Origin of the sequence: Comamonas sp. UBA7528, from assembly GCF_002479375.1 — a bacterium.
Lineage (GTDB): Bacteria > Pseudomonadota > Gammaproteobacteria > Burkholderiales > Burkholderiaceae_C > Comamonas.
Genome location: NZ_DLMU01000015.1, coordinates 206,397 through 223,047, shown reverse-complemented (window position 1 = coordinate 223,047; position 16,651 = coordinate 206,397). Strand labels below are relative to the sequence as shown.

Below are 16,651 nucleotides of genomic sequence, written 5' to 3'. Positions count from 1 at the left end.
GTGGTCACCGGCTTGCCGGCGGCGTCCACCAGGCTGGCCGTGTAGGTGATGGTGCGGCCGTGTTCGCCGGTCGCCTGGGTGGCGGTCAGCTTCACGGTCACCGTGTCGGCATCGTCCTGCACCTGGGTCGAGGTGGTGCTGCTGGTGTCCAGCACCTCGTAATTGCCGCCTTCGGCCTGGGCGATTTCAAACTGCTGGCCCTGCGTGCCTTGCAGGTAGCCATCGTCAGGACGGGAGTCGGTGAGCACCGAACCGGTGAGCTCGCCCACCTTGATGGTGATGGTTTCGCCGGTCTTGAGCGTGATGACCAGATCCGAGCCCTGGGGCGCCTTGTCCACCGTGGCGGTGACCGTGATCTTGCCGCCTTCGGTCACCTGGGTGTCGGCGCTGAGCACGATCTCGGTGGGGTCCTGGTCGTCCACCACATTGGTGCTGGTGGTGCTGGTGGTATCCAGACGGTCGTAGCCGCCGCCCGTGGTGGAGCCCACTTCAAAGAGATGCGGGTCCGTACCCTGCACATAGGCATCGTCCGTGCGGGTGGGAATCTCCACCGAACCCGAGGTCTCGCCGACCCGGATGATGATGACCTCTCCGGTCCTGAGCGTGATGACCAGGTCGCTCCCGCGGGGTGCGCGGTCCACGGTGGCGGTCACGATGATCATGCCGCCTTCCGTCACCTGCTGCTGTGCGCTCAGGGTCAGTGTGCCTTCGTACAGCGGCGGCAGCGTCGTGCCGGCCGCACCGCCCAGGCGGTCTTCCACCACGTCGCTTGCGGGGCGGGGGTATGCCAGCGCCAGCGGCGTTGTGGCTTCCAGCACACTGGCCAGACGCACAAAGGTGTGGTCACCACCACCACCACCGGCATTGGTTGCGGCAGTGGGATCCAGCTCGGCCAAGGGATCCTGGCCGTTGTTGATGGCGGCAATCAGGTTCTCCACCAGGGGATCGACCGTGGTGGGTACGGCGGCCTCCGTGGCAGGGATGTCTTCGAACACATCCGGGCTCAAGGCCACATCCTGGTTCTCCCCCAGGACCAGCGGCGGCTGCCCGTCGGCCTGCAGCACCACGGTGCTGCCTGAAGCGGTCACAACCTCCGCATCCGCGGGAATACGCATACCTTGGCGCAATGGCGTGAGATTGCCATCCGCATCACGAACCCAGGCCTGGCCTGTCAGCTGTGTCACCAGCACGGGAGTACTTGCCATCTATCACTTTCAATAAGCTCGAGGAACTGCCGCGAATACCTTGTCCGCTGGCGACTTAATATGCGCAATCCTAGGGATATCCCCTTGCAGTCACTATTGGCGCCGACGCCAATACCGCACCTTTTATGCAGCAGCAAATGTCAAGCATTGTGTGAAATGCATGTAAAAGGCATAGCAGCCAAGATTCAGTGGGCGCATGCAATAGCGCCATCGCGTTCAGAAATGCTCCAAGACTGCACTGCGCCCTGTAGGCCAGGGTCGCGTTCAACGCTGGCGGAGTGACCCGGCGCACTTGACAAAAATCAAAGGCAGCGCAGTCACCCTGCATAGTGAACGCTTGCAAGCAAGCGCGAACCACCGTCCCATGGCGGCACCAGCGCAGCGGTAACCCTGCACCCGTCCCCTTTGGCCAATCCCGGTACCATGCCGCCTCCGGCATGCACGGCCCGGTGACGACGAAAAACACCGCTCGTTCCCTGTCGACTGGTGGCACCTGCCCCAGAAAAATATCCCCATCAATTGATACGGAGTTGCAAGCCATGCGCGCACCGCATGCTCATTTTTCGTGAGCACCCGGGCGCTGGCTGCCAAGCCCTATGAAATCCTCCATCCGCATCGTGGACGTGGACCGTCTGGAAACCTGGAGCAAGTACAAGCCCGGCATGTGCGATACCTGTGCCGCCAACTGCTGCACCATGCCGCTGGAGGTGCGCCTGCCCGACCTGGTGCGCCTGGGCCTGGTCGACCCGTTCGAGGTCGAGCACATCGAACCCAAGCAGATCGCCAAGCGCCTGACCAAGATGCGACTGATCGACCACTTCAATCCCAAACACGAGATCTTCACCATGGCGCGGCGCGCCAGCGGAGACTGCAACTTTCTGGATGCCACCACACGCCGCTGCACGGTGTACGAGCAGCGCCCGGAGACCTGCCGCCTGCACCCCAAGAAAGGCCCCAAACCGGGTTTTTGCGCCTACGGCAACAAGAACGCCCGCCTCTGAGGCCTGTCGGACCTCTGCAGCCTATCCGACCCTTCGTCCCGTTCCGCCCCACCAGCCCGCCCCCATGCACCACCTGCACATCGCCGCCGCCTGCCTGTTCAACGCCCAGGGCCAGTTGCTGACCGTGCGCAAGCGCGGCACCCAGGCCTGGATGCTGCCCGGCGGCAAGCGCAATGGAGAGGAAACGCCGCTGCAGGCCCTGGTGCGCGAGCTGCAGGAGGAGTTGCAGATCACCATGGCGGCCGCAGACTTTGCGCCCCTGGGCCAGTTCAGCGCCATCGCCGCCAACGAGGCGTGCACCCAGGTGCACGCCCATGTGCTGGTGGCACATGCCCCCCTGCAGCAGACCGTGCAGGCTACGGCCGAGATTGCCGGTGTGCAGTGGCTGGCACTGGACCAGCCGCTGCCGGACACCCTGGCGCCGCTGCTGCGCAGCCAGGTGATTCCGGCGCTGCGGGCGCGCAACGCGACAGCCTGAACACCGCCTGTGGCACCCTGCGCCAGCCTCCACCTGTGGCCCCCCCATGTAAAAGGCTGCCCTGGGGCAGCCTTTTACGGGGGATGGGGGACGCTTACTCGTCCTGCAAGGTCTCAATCACATTGTCCTGCAGCCGGGTGGCCAGGATCTTGTCAATGATCTTGCCGTCCATGTCGACCACTTCGAACTGCCAGGATTCCCAGACCACCTTGTCGGCCTCGGTGGGCAGCTTGCCGGTCAGCAGCATGACCATGCCGCTGAGCGTCTGGTAGCGGCCTTTTTCCTCTTCCGGCACGCTCTTCAGGTTCAGGCGGTCCTTGAGCTCCATGATGGGAATGTGGCCGTCCAGCAGCCAGCTACCGTCATCGCGCTGCACCGCCCAGGCGTCGCTGGGGTCTTCGGTGACGAACTCGCCGGTGATGGCTTCCATCAAATCGTGCACAGTCACAATGCCCTGCACCACCCCGTATTCATCGATCACAAAGGCCATGGGCGCGCCGGAGTTCTTGAAGTTCTCCAGCAACTCCATGCCAGTGATGGTTTCCGGAATGTAGAGCGGCTTTTCCAGGAAGACGCTGGTGGGCGTCAGCTCCCGGTCGCCCTTGAGGGCATGGGCCATCCACTGGCGGGCATTGAGCACGCCCAGCAGGTCTTCAAAGCTGCCGCTGGTGACGGGGAAGCGTGCGTGGTCGTGCTCTTCGATCAGCGCCAGGTTCTCTTCAAAGCTGGCCGAGATGTCCAGGCACACCACATCGGAGCGCGGCACCATCAACGAGGAGATCTGGCGATCATCCAGGCGGAACAGGTTGCGCACCATGGCGTGTTCGTTCTTTTCGATGGCACCCGACGAGGTGCCTTCGGCCAGCATGGCATGGATTTCATCCTCGGTCACCGAGGATTCATTGCTCTGGCGCACGCCCAGCAGCTTGAGCAGACCCAGGGTGGAGCTGGTGAGCATCCACACAAAAGGCTTGGTCAGTTTGGCCAGCAGGTTGATAGGGCGGGCCACCAGACGGGCGATGGACTCTGGGTTGGTCTGGCCCAGGCGCTTGGGGACCAGTTCGCCCAGGACGATGGACACATAGGTGATCAGGACCACCACCACGGCCGTGGCGGCGGTGCCAGCGTATTTGGCCGGCATGCCCCATTGCTCCAGCCACACCGACAACGGCTGGGCCAGCGCGGCCTCACCGAAGATACCGTTGAGCACACCGATGGAGGTGATGCCGATCTGGATGGTGGAGAGGAAACGTGTGGGGTCTTCCCCCAGCTTGAGCGCTGCAGCAGCCGCGCTGTCGCCCTCATCAATCAGCTTTTGCAGTCTTGCCTTGCGTGCCGTGACCAGCGCGATCTCGGACATGGCAAATACGCCGTTGAGCAGGATGAGGGCGATAAGTATCGGAATTTCCATGATGGTGGGTCGCTGCGGTGGCCTGCCGCAGCATTACAGCTTTCCTAGGGTGAAAGGTTATTGAATCAGGCCAAAGTACAGGCCCGCCAGAATCAGCAGGCCCAGCACAACACGGTACACAACGAAGAATGTAAAGCCCTTGTGTGAAATCAGGCGCATAAACCACACGATCACCGCATAACCGACGACAAAAGCGACAAGCGTGGCAGCCAGCGTCATACCCCACTGGTCGGGTGACATGGGCTCGCGCTTGAACAGCAGCATGTAAAAGCCCGACAGCAGCACGGCCGGAATCGCCAGCAGGAAGGAAAAGCGGGCCGCCGCCTCACGCGTCATGCCCAGCAGCAGGGCCACGGTGATGGTGCCGCCCGAGCGCGACACGCCCGGAATCAGCGCCATGGCCTGGGCCAGGCCCAGCAACACACCATCCTTGGCACCCAGTTGCGCAATCGTGCGGGTCTGGCTACCCCGGCGCTCTGCCCAGCCCAGCAGCAGGCCGAAGACAATCAGCATCACCGCAGTCAGCGCCAGCGTGCGGAAGGTGGTTTCAATGAAATCACGCAGCAGCAGGCCCAGCACACAGATGGGGATGGTGCCCAGAATCACCAGCCAGGCCAGCTTGGCGTCGGCGCTCAGCGGCTCGCCCGCACGGCGGCTGCCGATCACGGGCAGCGAAGCCAGCCAGGCCGTCAGCATGCGCCACACGTCCTTGCGGAAATAGATCAGCACCGCCAGCTCGGTTCCCAGCTGGGTGATGGCGGTGAAGGCAGCGCCTGGGTCGGCATGGCCGGGCAGCAAAGGGCCCAGGATGCGCAGGTGGGCGCTGGAGGAGATGGGGAGGAATTCGGTCAGGCCCTGGACCAGGCCCAGGATCAGGGCATCCAGCCAGCCAAAGTTGGCGTGCATAGCGAAAAAAGCAGTTCAGCGAAGTGGGATGGCCGGCGCTCGCACAAAGTTCCCAGAGCGAACACGCAGCAAAAGTCGCCCAGTGTAGCGCGCCGCTGTTTAACTGGCTGGCCCTATGGCCGCTGCCTGCTGTGCCCAGCTGGGACGGCGCGGGTTGATCACCGGCATGGCAATCGAGGCCACGCCGCAGACCTGGTTGCGTCCCTGTTCCTTGGCCTGGAACAGCAGGCTGTCGGCCAGCTTGAACACGGTGTCCACCGTGTCCTCGTCGCGCACCTGGGCCAGGCCCACGCTCACGGTGACATAGGGAGCGGTGGGCGAGGCGTCGTGGGCCAGGTTCAGGCCATGCAGGTCGATCAGCAGCTTTTCCATGCGCTTGCGCAGCGACTGCACATCTTCGTCATAAGCCACCAGGGCAAATTCCTCCCCGCCCAGCCGCACGGCCAGATCCAGCGGACGGCGTGCATAGTCCGCCAGCAGATTGCCCACCAGCCGCAGCACCTCATCGCCGGCCTGGTGACCGTAGAGGTCGTTGTAGAGCTTGAAGTGATCGATATCGATCACGGCCAGGAACAGGGATTCCTTCTCCCGCTTGGCGTGCAGCATGTTGCGCTGGAACTGCTCGCGAAAGATCCGGCGGTTGGCCAGCCCCGTCAACGGGTCGTGGCAAGCCTCCCAGTCCAGCAACTTGCGCAGTACGAACTGCTGGCGCAGTGCACGTTCGCGGAAATACGCCGTCACGCCGGACAGCACCAGCGTGACCCACATCATGACCACCACCAGCCAGTGCTCGGCCAGTTGCTGGGGCTGCGGCAGCAACCACGGCCCCGCGGCCGTGGATATCACGCACACCACCACCGCGGCCAGCAGGGCCTTGCGCAGCCGGATGCCCAGCGGATACAGCGCCACCACCACCGTCAGCAGCATGACGATGCTGGCCTCGGGCAGGCCCAGCGATTTGGCCGTGTAGGAAGAAATCACCACCCCGCAGCCACAGGCCACCACCGACACCACGATCCAGAACTCATGGGTGGCGGACCGGGTCCCGGGGTGCAGCAAGACATACAGGGTGCACAGAAAGCAGGCCAGCACCACCCAGCGCTGCAGCATCACGCCCAGCACAAACTGCAGTTCCCGGCCGGTGCCCAGAACCGCCTGCATGCGCCACCAGTCGAAGGCCGCAAAGAAGATCCACACCAGGCCCAGAAAGCCCAATGTGAACAGCGTGCTGCGGCGCTGCTGCACACGCAGCTCCTGGGTGAATTCCTGCTCCAGCACCGGCGAAGCAAACCGCAGCATTTCCAGCGACCGCCCCATTTCCTGGCGCAGTGTCGCGGCTTCGTTTTCGGGGCTGACGGGAATGGCCATGGATGCAGGACTTTCGAAATGCCCCGGACTGCCCTGGCGTGCAACATGACGCCCAGGACGTGGAGGAGAGCTAGCGATATTGTGGACAGGGGCTGTTACATGCGGCCTCCGCCAATACATTTGGTAACTGTAGGACAACATCTATTTGTCGCGCTTGCGGCCCCCGCAGCCGTGGCTGCCACATGCCGGACATGCCACGTCGGCATGCAAGCGCCCCCCCGGCGTCCGCTGGGTGACCGCAATGCCAGGCCTCTGCACCTATCGTTGGCTTTTTCCTGCCTGAGCAGATCCGCACCGCGGCCCCGCGGCAGTCCCGGGTCTGCGCGATCGAAAGCCGCCATGTCCACCCCCTCCGATGACCGCCTGCCCCCCATTCCCGAAAGCGACTGGACGCCCGAACAGCGGCGCCTGGCCCAACCCATCATCGATGGACCGCGCGGTGCACTGATTTCGCCCTTTGTGCCGCTGCTGCGCAGCCCGGAGCTGATGGACCATGCCCAGCGCATGGGCGAGTACCTGCGCTTTCGCAGCAGCATCGGCCTGCGGCTGTCGGAGCTGGCCATCTGCATCACGGCCCGCCACTGGTCGCAGCAGGTGGAGTGGGCCATTCACGCGCCCATTGCAGAACGTGAAGGGATTGCACCTGCGGCCCTGGCCGATATCGCCCAGGGCCACACTCCCAGCGCCTTGCAGCCGGATGAAGCCGTGCTCTACGCCTTCTGTACCGAGCTGCACCGCCACCAGGGCATCAGCGACGCCACCTGGGCCCAGGCCGTTGCCCTGTGGGGCGAGCAAGGGGTGGTCGACCTGATCGGCGTCAACGGCTACTACACCTTGTTGTCGATGGTGATGAACAGTGCCCGCACCACGGTACCGGCCTCCAGCGCCAGCCCCTTGCCGCCCTTGGGAAAGGGTGGCTGACCCGTCTCAGGATCACGGATCCTGCACGCACGCAGACCGACAGACCGCACTGCGTGCCCTTCCTCCATCCAGCGCCACGGCACAGGCGTTGCCGGGCTGACCGCCCTCCTTCTGCCGGCACCACAGCCCATGGCCGGTACGGTCGCAGGCCACTTCGCGCGGCATGACCCGCACTGGCCATGCCATATCCCGCCCCATGCAGAGCATTTTGTATGGTTTCATATGAAATCATACAAACTGAAAACTGCGGCCCGGCGCGGCTGAAACATGTTTTTCAGCCACTTCTGCATTAAATCCTTACCAAACCTGTCCAAGACGCTATCTTTTTTGATTAGCGCGCTGTTACATTCGCTCCCGACTGCCTTTTTGGCAGGCAAGTTGCACAGCGGCCATGGCCTGCCGCTGCCGGAAACTGAAAACGCATTGAAAACCGCTTTTCATCCATCCTTTCCCGCGGATTTTGATGCCACAGGACCGCACCAGTACGCCACCTTTTCCACACAAGATGTGAACACCCGCTTGCACCATTTTGTGGATAAATTTTTGGCCCGAATGGACCGGGCATGTGCCCGGCGTGTGGATAACCATGCACCCTCTGCCTGTGCACAACATCTGTTTGATATGAAAAGATATTTTCAATACCCCGCGAATGTTGTTCCCAGGTATCAAGCGGCTATTCACAAACTTGCCCCAAGCCGCTAGGCTGTGCAACACCCCAGCCCACAGCTTGCAAGCCACTGTGCATCAGGGATTTAGAGAGCGTTTGTCCACATGTCCCGCGAGGCTGCGACAATCGGTGGACGGAGCCGGATACCGGCTGCGTTGTATGGCATGCAGGGCACCCTTGCATACAGCCTGCAATACGGGATTTGTAGTGTTTATTCATAAGATTTCACATCTTATCCACTACATATCCATGTATTTATTCATATAAAACACCGGTTTTCCCACGAAAGACCGCTCTCCACACCCTCCATGAGCCAGGAAAAATGGGCCGCGCTGGCCCTTGAATCGTTCGATTCCGTTGTCGCATCCATCCCCGGGTTCCGCAGCCGTGACGGCCAACGGCGCATGGCCGATCAGGTGGCGCGCACGTTCGCCCAGGCCCAGCTGGGCAAAATCGAGGAAGGCGCTCCGGAGCCAAAAAAGTCGATCGCCGTGGTCCAGGCCGGAACCGGGGTGGGCAAGTCGCTGGCGTATTCGGTCCCCGCCATCAGCACCGCCCTGGCACGCGGCACGCGGGTGCTGATTTCCACCGCCACGGTGGCGCTGCAGGAACAGCTGGTGAACAAGGATTTGCCGGCCCTGGCGCAGAAAATGCCGGTCCCGTTCAAATTTGCGCTGGCCAAGGGGCGTGGGCGTTTTGTCTGCAAACTCAAGCTCGAGCGGCTGTCCAGCACCGGTGAGCACAGCGATGAGGCCGATGACCTCTTTGCCGAAGAAGAAGCGGCGCAGCGCAAGGCCCGACCACCGGCCGAAAAAGAGGCGCGCATGCAGTTCTATGCCAGCATGGCCGACGCCCTGGCCACCGGCGAATGGGATGGTGACCGCGACAGCCTGAAAACCCCGCCCGAACCCGAGGCCTGGAGCCCCGTGGCCGCCGAAGGCAGCAGCTGCACCGGCAAGCACTGCCCCGTGTTCAGCAGCTGCACCTACTACGAACGACGCAAGGACATGGTGGCGGCCCAGGTCATCGTGGCCAACCACGATCTGCTGCTGTCCTCACTGGGCGCCCGTCTGCTGCCCGAGCTGGACAACTGCCTGCTGGTGCTGGACGAGGCCCACCACCTGCCGCAGACCGCCCTCTCCCAGTTCGCCTGCGAGATGGATCTGAGCCGCCTGCAGTGGATCGACAAGCTCACCAGCCGGGCCCTGCGCGTGGGCCAGCTGATGGAGGTGGAGGACATCGCCGAGCTGCCCGGCCACAGTGCCGGCCTGCGCCAGCATCTGACGGATCTGGCCCGCCTGGTGATGGAAATCTACGGCGACGCACTGAAGGGCCAGAAAGACAGCTGGGGCCCGGCCCGTGTACGGGCGCCACGCGGCGTTTTGCCGGAACCCCTGATCAACCCCCTGGCACAGGTCATGCACCACGCCAGCGGCTTTCTGGACGCCTTGCGGGCCATTTCCAAAGCCTTGCGCGCGGAGATCAAGGACAAGCCCGAGGAAGCCCAGCGCCTGTCCGCCCTGTATGCCCAGGTGGGCACCCTGGCGCCACGCCTGGAATCGGTACACGACACGGCCCAGCTGTTGAGCCAGCAGCCGGAGATGCAAGCCGACGGCAGCGCCCAGGTGCCCAATGCCAAATGGTTCACGCTGGAGATCGATGGCGACTACATCGTCGTCAAGGCCCATGCCAGCCCCATCCTGCCGGGCGCCACGCTGCGCCACCACCTGTGGAGCCAGGTGCGGGGGGCTGTGCTCACATCGGCCACCCTGACCAGCTGCGGCGGCTTCGACTTCTTTCTGCGGGAAGCCGGCCTGCACGGCGACGCCAGCGTGCAGACGCTGGAGGTGGCCAGCCCTTTCGACTATGCCGCCCAGGGCACGCTGGTGGCCCACCAAACCCATGCCGACCCGCGGGAGGCCCAGGCCTTCACCGCCGAGATGGTGGACGCCCTGCTGAACGACCTGGCGCTGGTGCAGGCCGGCGCCCTGGTTCTGTTCACTTCCCGCGAGCAGATGCGCCAGGCCGTGGACGCCCTGCCCTCCCACATGCGCAGCTACGTGCTGGTGCAGAACGCCATGCCACGCACCATGCTGCTGGCCGACCACCGCAACCGGGTGGAGTCGGGCCTGCCCTCCATCGTCTTCGGCATGCAGTCGTTTGGCGAGGGACTGGATCTGCCCGGTGCACTGTGCGAATCGCTGTTCATCACCAAGCTGCCATTTGCCCCGCCGGATGACCCGGTGGGCGAATCCCGTGCCGAGTGGCTGCGTACCAGTGGCCGCAACCCCTTCAACGAGCTGGTGGTGCCGGCCACCGCCATCCGCCTGGCGCAATGGGTGGGCCGTGCCATCCGCACCGAGGAAGACCAGGCCCATGTCTACTGCTACGACAAGCGCCTGGTTGCCACCAGCTATGGCGCCCAGTTGCTCAAGGGCCTGCCACCGTTCACGCTGGCCAAGCGGGCAGCCTAGCGCGGTCTTGCGGCCTCCTGCGCACCTCGCAGAAGGGGCCAAGCTCTGTGCGACACCGCATGCGTTACATGGCCGCACCATGTGCAGGCCGGTTCAGCGCCCCTGAGAGCGGCTGTGCCTGGTGCGTGCACCCCAGTCAACACCCTGCCTGTTTTTTCAGCAAAAAACGCAAGCTCCTCCCGTCTTCCTCGCCGTGCACATGCCTGTCATGGGCTGTGCACAACTGTTTTTTCAACGCGCCCAGCCTCCGAATTCCAGCCGTTTCCCTGTGGCAAGGCAACGGCCGGCAGGGATGCGCCGGGTGCATTGAATTTTTTTGAACACTCTGGTTTTCAGAGGCAAGTTGTCCAGTTATCCCATGCCTTGCATAACTTTCTGTGGATAAAAACCGCTGGATGTCCGAGAAAAAGGCTGGATGGTCACGCCGATCCGGCTGAAAAACACTTTTCAACCCCATGCAGCGCATGCGGCGAAGTATGCCGCTTTTCAGAGCACGGCTGTCTGCCGTTCCTCGAAAACTGGGCTTTCCGTGCGGTCATGTCCCTTGCGGAGCCCTGACCTCGGAGTCCTCTCTATGACTTCTTCTTTATTTCAATGAAATAAATTAGTCGTAGTAGTAAAGCACCGGTTTTTTTGTGGATAACCCACTGAGTCCGTGCTTTTTCAAGGGCTTGCATGGTGGAAAAACATGTGGGTCATGCACAAGTTCTGGTGTCCTCGCAACGGGGACAACTGCGCACATCCCTGGATTTTTGTGGAAAACCTTTTTTTTCAAGGCAACTTGTCCACAAAACGCTCTCCCTTCTGATGTAACGCAGTTTTAGGAGATTTTTGTTGTAGACAAAGGAGATGCAGCTATTAATTTTGATGTGGATAACTGAAAAACCAAGGTTTACCAACAATCGGGAACCTCGTTGTTGGCAGTCTGGTGGTTACCAAAAATAACGGAAAAGTGGATTGAAAAAAACGCAATCGGGATGGAAGGGATGAAAAGCCGCACAAACTTTGCGCGCAGATGTTGTTTCTATCTTTAATTTTTTAAATTAGTAGTCATAGTAAGCATCGCCATATTCTGTGGACAAGTCTTCTTTTTCTTTTCATTTCAATGATTTGGAGATTGTTCAAGCATGTGGTTGGTACCGGGCTGCCGCTGTCACCCAATTGGGTACAAGCTGAAAAAAACTTTCCAGCCAGTGGATAAGTGCCAAGTTGCTCTTTTTTTCTGCCCATGCTTGTCCACAGGCCTGGAAAGCGGTCGAACAGGCCGCGACAAGCCAAAACAACTCTCCTGGTGTGGGCGTGGGAGGCTCCCCACCGGATGTAACTCGGTTACGGGAATTTAAAATGTCGCCAAACCTGGTAACTTAGTTACTTTTGTTGGCTAAGTTGTTGTTTTATATTAATTCTTTGCACTGGGCGGATGCAGGCCAGGGCGCTGGCAGGTGCATGCGCCGTGGCAGAGGTAGCCCGAGCGTCCTGGTGCTGCATCGCTGTCACCAAAGGGGGCGGCCTGTGGTGGCGGCAAGCGGGTCCGTGGCAGCGGCAGGAAGGTGAAAAGAATTTTTCGCGCTGTGTGGGGTGTGCTGCGTGGGAACAACCCGGCATGTGCCGCCCATGCGGCCATGGGACCGATGTACTGCGGGCCTGCTGCTTCCGGTTGAAAACTGCAGGCAAAAAAAAAGCAGGCACAAGGCCTGCTGAAGAGGGTGGAGTCCCGGCTGGGCAACCGGGATGGCGCACAACCGAAACCGATTCAGGCGCCGGGCGCCGCAGCGGGGGCTGCCTGACCAGGCTGACCCATGCCGGGGTGGCCTTCGCCATGGGGACCACCGCGGTGCATGCCAGGACCTTTGCCATGGCCGTGGCCGTGCATGGGCATGGCCACATCGAATGCTTTTTGCTGCGCCGGATTCAGGCTGGCGTAGAAGGCCTTGGTGGCGTTTTCACGCTGCTCGATGGCGGCGTTGCGTTCCTTGCGCAGGCTCTGGGCCTGGTCGATGCGCTGGGGCGTGGTCAGCTTGCTGAAGGCCTCACGGTCCATGCGAGGCGCTTTGCGCTCTGCAGGGCGGGTGGCTTCCACGTATTTCTTCCAGGCACTTTCCTGGGCGGCCGTCAGCTGCAGCAAGGGCTTGACGCGTTCCATGTGCTGGGCATGCATGGCGGCGGGGTCCAGGGCAGGGCGGCCCGCCTGGTGGGGGTGGCCAGGGGCGGTCTGGGCCGTGGGGGCTGCCGGTGCGGCGGTGTTCTGTGCCCACACGGGCAGGGTGAAGGCGCCGGCCAGTGCAGCAGCGGTGGCGGTGGCGATCAGGGAGCGTTGCAAGAGGGCCATGGTGATGTCCTTTCCTTCAGGTTGAGGGGGACGCTGCAGCTTGGTTGCAGCGCTTGAATGCAAGTGTGGGGACTGTCTGTAAGCGTTCCATGTGGAAACCGTGATGCTGTGTAAAGTAATGCGAAGCCTGGAGACCCTCTGCACGCCGCACCTGGCATGGCAGGGTGGTCCACAATGGGCAAATTGGGGAATTTCCACGCCACAAGCTCGGGCGTGGATAGCCATGGTTTGGATCAAGCGCAGCGCCGACGGAGCCGCTGCGCTGCATGACACAGAAAAGAGGTTGCTGCGTGTTCAAGAACATGATCGTGTACCGCATTGCGGCGCAATGGCAGGGTGCACTGGAACAGATGGAAGAAGCGCTGCAAAAGACGCCTTTCACCCCCTGTGGAGCGACGCAGGAAAAGTCTTCCGGCTGGGTGCCACCGCGTGGCGAGGAGCATGGTCTGCTGGCCGAAAGCGTTGGTGGCCAATGGGTGATGCGCTATATGAGCGAGAGCAAGATGCTGCCCGCCAGCGTGCTGAACCGCAAGGTGGCTGAGAAGGCCGAAGCGATTGAAAAAGAGTTTGGCCGCAAACCGGGCAAAAAGGAAAAGCAGGAGCTCAAGGACGAAGCCAAGCTGGACCTGCTGCCCATGGCCTTCACCAAGCAGGGGGCCATGTGGGTGTGGCTGGATCCGCAGGCCAAGCTGCTGGTGCTGGACACCGGCGCCCAGGGCCGTGCCGACGAGGTGGTGACGCTGCTGGTCGAGAGCCTGCAGGGCTTTGGTGTGGCGCTGCTCGATACGCAGACCAGCCCCCAGGCAGCCATGGCGCACTGGCTGATCAGCCAGGAGCCGCCGGTGGGCTTTTCGGTGGACCGTGAATGCGAGCTCAAGGCCGCAGACGAATCCAAGGCGGTGGTGCGCTACGCACGCCACCCGCTCGATATCGACGAGGTCAAGCAGCATGTGGAGCAGGGCAAGCTGCCGACCAAGCTGGCCATGACCTGGGATGACCGCGTGAGCTTTGTGCTGAGCGATACCTTGCAGGTCAAGAAGATTGCCTTCCTGGACAGCGTGCTGGATGAGGCCGGCGATGAAGGTGGTTTTGACACCGATGTGGCGATTGCCACCGGTGAGCTGAGCCGCCTGATTCCGGACCTGATCGACGCCCTGGGCGGCGAAGGCCGTACCGAGCTGGGCCAGGACCTGCCTGCGGCGTTGCAGCCGTCGGGCACGGGGACCGAAACCCTGGCGGTGCGCGTGGCCGGTGGCAGGCCAGCCGGGCAGGGCGGCAAGGTCACCGGGCCGGCCGAAGCCCCGGTGGATACCGACCCGCAGAGCGTGCCGTTCTGAAGGCGAGGCGGGGCCGCCGCGAAGCCCTCAAAACGGTGCGTCGCGGTGGCTGCGCTCTATAAAACGCAGTGACTCCGCCGTGGGCTGTGCCAGCACCACGCGGTTGCGGCCGTTGCGCTTGGCTTCGTACATGGCGGCATCGGCGGCCGCCACCAGGGCTTCCCACGGGCTGGGCTGCTGCAGCTGGGCGGTGTAGACCCCGACACTGATGGTGAACTCCAGGCGGGGGCCGGTGCTCAGCTGCAACGGGCTCAGGCGCACGGCATCGCACAGGCGCTGGGCCAGGGGCAGGGCCTCGGCGGAATGGGTGTGGGGCAGCAGCAGCACGAATTCCTCCCCGCCGTAGCGCGCGGCCAGATCGCCCTTGCGCAGATGGCTTTGCAGCGTGTGAGCCACGCTCTGGATCACCCGGTCGCCCACCAGGTGGCCGTGGCTGTCGTTGATGCGCTTGAAGAAATCGATGTCCAGCACCATCACCGACAAGGGCGTGCCGGTGTGCACTGCCTGGGCCATGGCGTCGAGCAGGCCTTGCACCAGGGTCGTGCGGTTGGGCAACTGGGTCAGCGGATCGAGCCGGGCCTTGTCCTGGTCCAGCGCGGCCTGGCGGTCATGCAGCATCAGCAGCAGGCCGATGCTGGAGAGCACCAGGTTCACGAACAGCGTCAGGCAGACGCTCCACAGCGCCAGCTGCTCATACACCGACAGGCGCTGGCGCGAAAACGGCAGGGGAGAGGTCTCCTGCACGATCAGCGGCAGCAGGGCCGCGCTCTGCGCCAGCACCGCCACCACCACCAGCACCCAGCCGCTGCCCGGCGTGCTGCGGCGCATGCGTTGCAGCAGCCACAGCAGGTAGAGCAGTTGCCCCAGCAGCAGGGCGGCATGCAGGCGGTGAAACAGCCCCCAGTCCTGCGGCAGCAGCAGCGCTGCCAACGCCATGGTGATGGCCTGGGGCAGAAACAGGATCAGGCTGTCGCGCACCAGGCGGTCGCTCTGGCGAAAGCGCTGCAGCGCAATGGTGAAGCAGGAGGTGGCCAGACAGACCAGCAGCAGGGCGGCCATCAGCAGCGCCAGGCTGGCGTTGCGGCTGACCAGGGCCAGCAGCAGATAGGCCAGGCCGATCAGGGTGTTGCACCACAGGCCCTGTGACAGTCCCTGGTACCAGAATGGCCGTCCCAGCACCCAGATCACCCAGGCCAGCACCCAGGCAGCCAGGCCGATCATGCCCAGGGCAGTGAGGAAGTCTGGCGCTAACGAGAGCATGGCTTGGCGAGGGATAGGCTATGAAGCCATCCTAGCCCAAGCCTTTGCCTGTGGTTCGCCCTGTTCCTGGTTGGGCCGCAATAGCCCTGTAAGCCCTTTTAGAGGCTGGGGGTAGGGCAGGGCCTCAGTGGATGTCAGAACGCGCGCGGCGGCGCGTTTTGTTCTCGTACATGGCGGCATCGGCCAGGGCCAGGGCCTGCTCGGTGCTGGTCTGTGCCGGGTGCACGGCCACCACGCCCACGCTGGCACCGGAGTAGTGCAGCAGATTCTCGGACACGGCCACATCGCACTGGGTGGCCAACACCAGGCGCTCCTCCAGCTCGTACAGGATCTGGGTGGCCGATTGCGAGAGTTCCGGGCCGGTGCCCACCATGACGAACTCATCGCCGCCGATGCGTGCGGCAAAGTCGCTGTCGCGCAGCGCATGCAGCAGCTGGCGTGCGACGGTCTGCAGCAACTGGTCGCCGGCTTCGTGGCCATGCTGGTCGTTGATCTGCTTGAAACCGTCCAGGTCGATGAAGGCCAGCAGCACGCTGCGTCCGTCGCGCTCGGCCCGGGCCCACATGCGGGGCAGCTCCTCCATCAGGGCATGGCGGTTGGGCAGGCCGGTGAGGGCGTCGGTCAGCGCATAGTTGGCCAGCTCCAGATTGCGCTGCTGCAGCTCTTGCAGCAGCAGCTCGCGCTCCACCTGCTGGCCGATCAGGCCGGCAAACAGCTCCAGCGTGGCCATGGCCTCGGCGGACATGGCCTGCTCGACGCCGCTGGCAGCACACAGCGTGCCGTAGAGCTGGCCCTGGGGCAGGCGCACCGGGGCGCTGACATAGGTGTGCAAACCCAGGGCGCGGGCAGCCTCGGAATCGCCCCAGCTGGCCTGCACATCCGCCGTATAGGGCTGCTGGTCCTCCATCGCGCGGCGGCACAGGGTGTCCTGCCAGGGAACCACCAGGCCTTCGGGCATCTCCAGCTTGCCGCGGTTGCAGGTGTACAGCACATGCTGCTGGCTGTGCGGCAGGTCGATGCGGGTGAGGTAGGTCGAATCCAGCTTGCTCACCTGCTGCAGCATGTCGAGCAGGGGGCGGGCCAGCTCCTCCAGGGACTTGGCATGGACGAGGGTGTGGCTCAGACGGGGCAGCAAGGATTCCATGGGAAGCTGGGATGCAGGGTGGTTGATGCGCAGATGATAGGGCGCGCGCTGCGCCATCGACTGTGGCGCAGCGCGGTATGTGTGACAGAGCTTGTCTTGGCGCAGCTGTCGGCGCGGATGCGAGGAGCCAACCACCCGGAAAGAGGCGGA

At 63.1% G+C, this 16,651-nt stretch carries 13 protein-coding genes; 6 read left to right on the top strand and 7 right to left on the bottom strand.

Features of this window, described 5'->3' with window-relative positions; all coding sequences use genetic code 11:
* Positions 1 to 1,205 (bottom strand): retention module-containing protein (locus B3349_RS19405; RefSeq protein WP_291591222.1); only part of this gene is annotated, 1,205 nt, incomplete at its 3' end.
* A 596-nt stretch (positions 1,206 to 1,801) separates the two neighbouring features.
* Between B3349_RS19405 and B3349_RS19400 the strand changes: the two genes are divergently transcribed.
* Both B3349_RS19400 and B3349_RS19395 read left to right on the top strand, forming a co-directional pair.
* Positions 1,802 to 2,206 carry a YkgJ family cysteine cluster protein gene (locus B3349_RS19400; protein WP_066538451.1) on the top strand — a complete coding sequence of 135 codons (405 nt, stop codon included), beginning with the start codon at positions 1,802 to 1,804 and terminating at the stop codon, positions 2,204 to 2,206.
* 64 nt (positions 2,207 to 2,270) lie between these two features.
* Positions 2,271 to 2,684, top strand: coding sequence for an NUDIX hydrolase (locus tag B3349_RS19395; protein WP_291591219.1), 414 nt, complete (start codon positions 2,271 to 2,273; stop codon positions 2,682 to 2,684).
* A 94-nt stretch (positions 2,685 to 2,778) separates the two neighbouring features.
* On the opposite strand, the gene B3349_RS19390 is transcribed toward B3349_RS19395, so the two are convergent.
* From B3349_RS19390 to B3349_RS19380, 3 genes are all read right to left on the bottom strand, one after another.
* Positions 2,779 to 4,095: a hemolysin family protein gene (locus tag B3349_RS19390; RefSeq protein WP_291591217.1), complete on the bottom strand. Its 1,317-nt coding sequence runs from the start codon at positions 4,093 to 4,095 to the stop codon at positions 2,779 to 2,781.
* Between the two features lie 57 nt (positions 4,096 to 4,152).
* Positions 4,153 to 5,001 carry an undecaprenyl-diphosphate phosphatase gene (locus tag B3349_RS19385; RefSeq protein WP_291591215.1) on the bottom strand — a complete coding sequence of 283 codons (849 nt, stop codon included), beginning with the start codon at positions 4,999 to 5,001 and terminating at the stop codon, positions 4,153 to 4,155.
* A gap of 99 nt (positions 5,002 to 5,100) precedes the next feature.
* Positions 5,101 to 6,369 (bottom strand): GGDEF domain-containing protein, encoded by a 1,269-nt coding sequence (locus B3349_RS19380; RefSeq protein WP_291591213.1) that lies wholly within the window; start codon positions 6,367 to 6,369, stop codon positions 5,101 to 5,103.
* A gap of 339 nt (positions 6,370 to 6,708) precedes the next feature.
* Here B3349_RS19380 and B3349_RS19375 point away from each other — a divergent pair, with 339 nt between their 5' ends.
* The 3 genes from B3349_RS19375 (at position 6,709) to dinG (ending at position 10,431) form a co-directional block, all read left to right on the top strand.
* Entirely contained in the window at positions 6,709 to 7,290 is a 582-nt protein-coding gene (locus B3349_RS19375) for a carboxymuconolactone decarboxylase family protein (protein ID WP_291591211.1), read from the top strand.
* Between the two features lie 267 nt (positions 7,291 to 7,557).
* On the top strand, positions 7,558 to 7,992 hold the full coding sequence (locus B3349_RS19370) for a hypothetical protein (protein WP_291591210.1): 435 nt from the start codon (positions 7,558 to 7,560) through the stop codon (positions 7,990 to 7,992).
* Between the two features lie 273 nt (positions 7,993 to 8,265).
* Positions 8,266 to 10,431, top strand: a complete 2,166-nt coding sequence (gene dinG / locus B3349_RS19365; protein WP_291591208.1) for an ATP-dependent DNA helicase DinG — start codon at positions 8,266 to 8,268, stop codon at positions 10,429 to 10,431.
* A gap of 1,753 nt (positions 10,432 to 12,184) precedes the next feature.
* Here the strand turns inward: dinG and B3349_RS19360 are convergent.
* The gene (locus B3349_RS19360) at positions 12,185 to 12,760 is read right to left on the bottom strand and encodes a Spy/CpxP family protein refolding chaperone (protein ID WP_291591206.1); all 576 of its coding nucleotides are present in this window, start codon (positions 12,758 to 12,760) and stop codon (positions 12,185 to 12,187) included.
* A 290-nt stretch (positions 12,761 to 13,050) separates the two neighbouring features.
* On the opposite strand from B3349_RS19360, the gene B3349_RS19355 reads away from it, so the two are divergent.
* Positions 13,051 to 14,097 carry a recombination-associated protein RdgC gene (locus B3349_RS19355; protein WP_291591232.1) on the top strand — a complete coding sequence of 349 codons (1,047 nt, stop codon included), beginning with the start codon at positions 13,051 to 13,053 and terminating at the stop codon, positions 14,095 to 14,097.
* A 27-nt stretch (positions 14,098 to 14,124) separates the two neighbouring features.
* On the opposite strand, the gene B3349_RS19350 is transcribed toward B3349_RS19355, so the two are convergent.
* Together B3349_RS19350 and B3349_RS19345 are read right to left on the bottom strand one after the other, a co-directional pair.
* Positions 14,125 to 15,357, bottom strand: a complete 1,233-nt coding sequence (locus tag B3349_RS19350; RefSeq protein WP_291591203.1) for a GGDEF domain-containing protein — start codon at positions 15,355 to 15,357, stop codon at positions 14,125 to 14,127.
* Positions 15,358 to 15,481: 124 nt separating this feature from the next.
* Complete coding sequence (locus B3349_RS19345) at positions 15,482 to 16,501, bottom strand: GGDEF domain-containing protein (RefSeq protein WP_291591201.1); 1,020 nt, start codon at positions 16,499 to 16,501, stop codon at positions 15,482 to 15,484.
* Between the last annotated feature and the right edge of the window lie 150 nt (positions 16,502 to 16,651).

Coding starts and splice junctions, on each gene's coding strand:
- B3349_RS19400 (WP_066538451.1), top strand. CDS start 1,802: ATGAAATCCTCCATCCGCATCGTGGACGTGGACCGTCTGGAAACCTGG.
- B3349_RS19395 (WP_291591219.1), top strand. CDS start 2,271: ATGCACCACCTGCACATCGCCGCCGCCTGCCTGTTCAACGCCCAGGGC.
- B3349_RS19390 (WP_291591217.1), bottom strand. CDS start 4,095: ATGGAAATTCCGATACTTATCGCCCTCATCCTGCTCAACGGCGTATTT.
- B3349_RS19385 (WP_291591215.1), bottom strand. CDS start 5,001: ATGCACGCCAACTTTGGCTGGCTGGATGCCCTGATCCTGGGCCTGGTC.
- B3349_RS19380 (WP_291591213.1), bottom strand. CDS start 6,369: ATGGCCATTCCCGTCAGCCCCGAAAACGAAGCCGCGACACTGCGCCAG.
- B3349_RS19375 (WP_291591211.1), top strand. CDS start 6,709: ATGTCCACCCCCTCCGATGACCGCCTGCCCCCCATTCCCGAAAGCGAC.
- B3349_RS19370 (WP_291591210.1), top strand. CDS start 7,558: ATGTTTTTCAGCCACTTCTGCATTAAATCCTTACCAAACCTGTCCAAG.
- dinG (WP_291591208.1), top strand. CDS start 8,266: ATGAGCCAGGAAAAATGGGCCGCGCTGGCCCTTGAATCGTTCGATTCC.
- B3349_RS19360 (WP_291591206.1), bottom strand. CDS start 12,760: ATGGCCCTCTTGCAACGCTCCCTGATCGCCACCGCCACCGCTGCTGCA.
- B3349_RS19350 (WP_291591203.1), bottom strand. CDS start 15,357: ATGCTCTCGTTAGCGCCAGACTTCCTCACTGCCCTGGGCATGATCGGC.
- B3349_RS19345 (WP_291591201.1), bottom strand. CDS start 16,501: ATGGAATCCTTGCTGCCCCGTCTGAGCCACACCCTCGTCCATGCCAAG.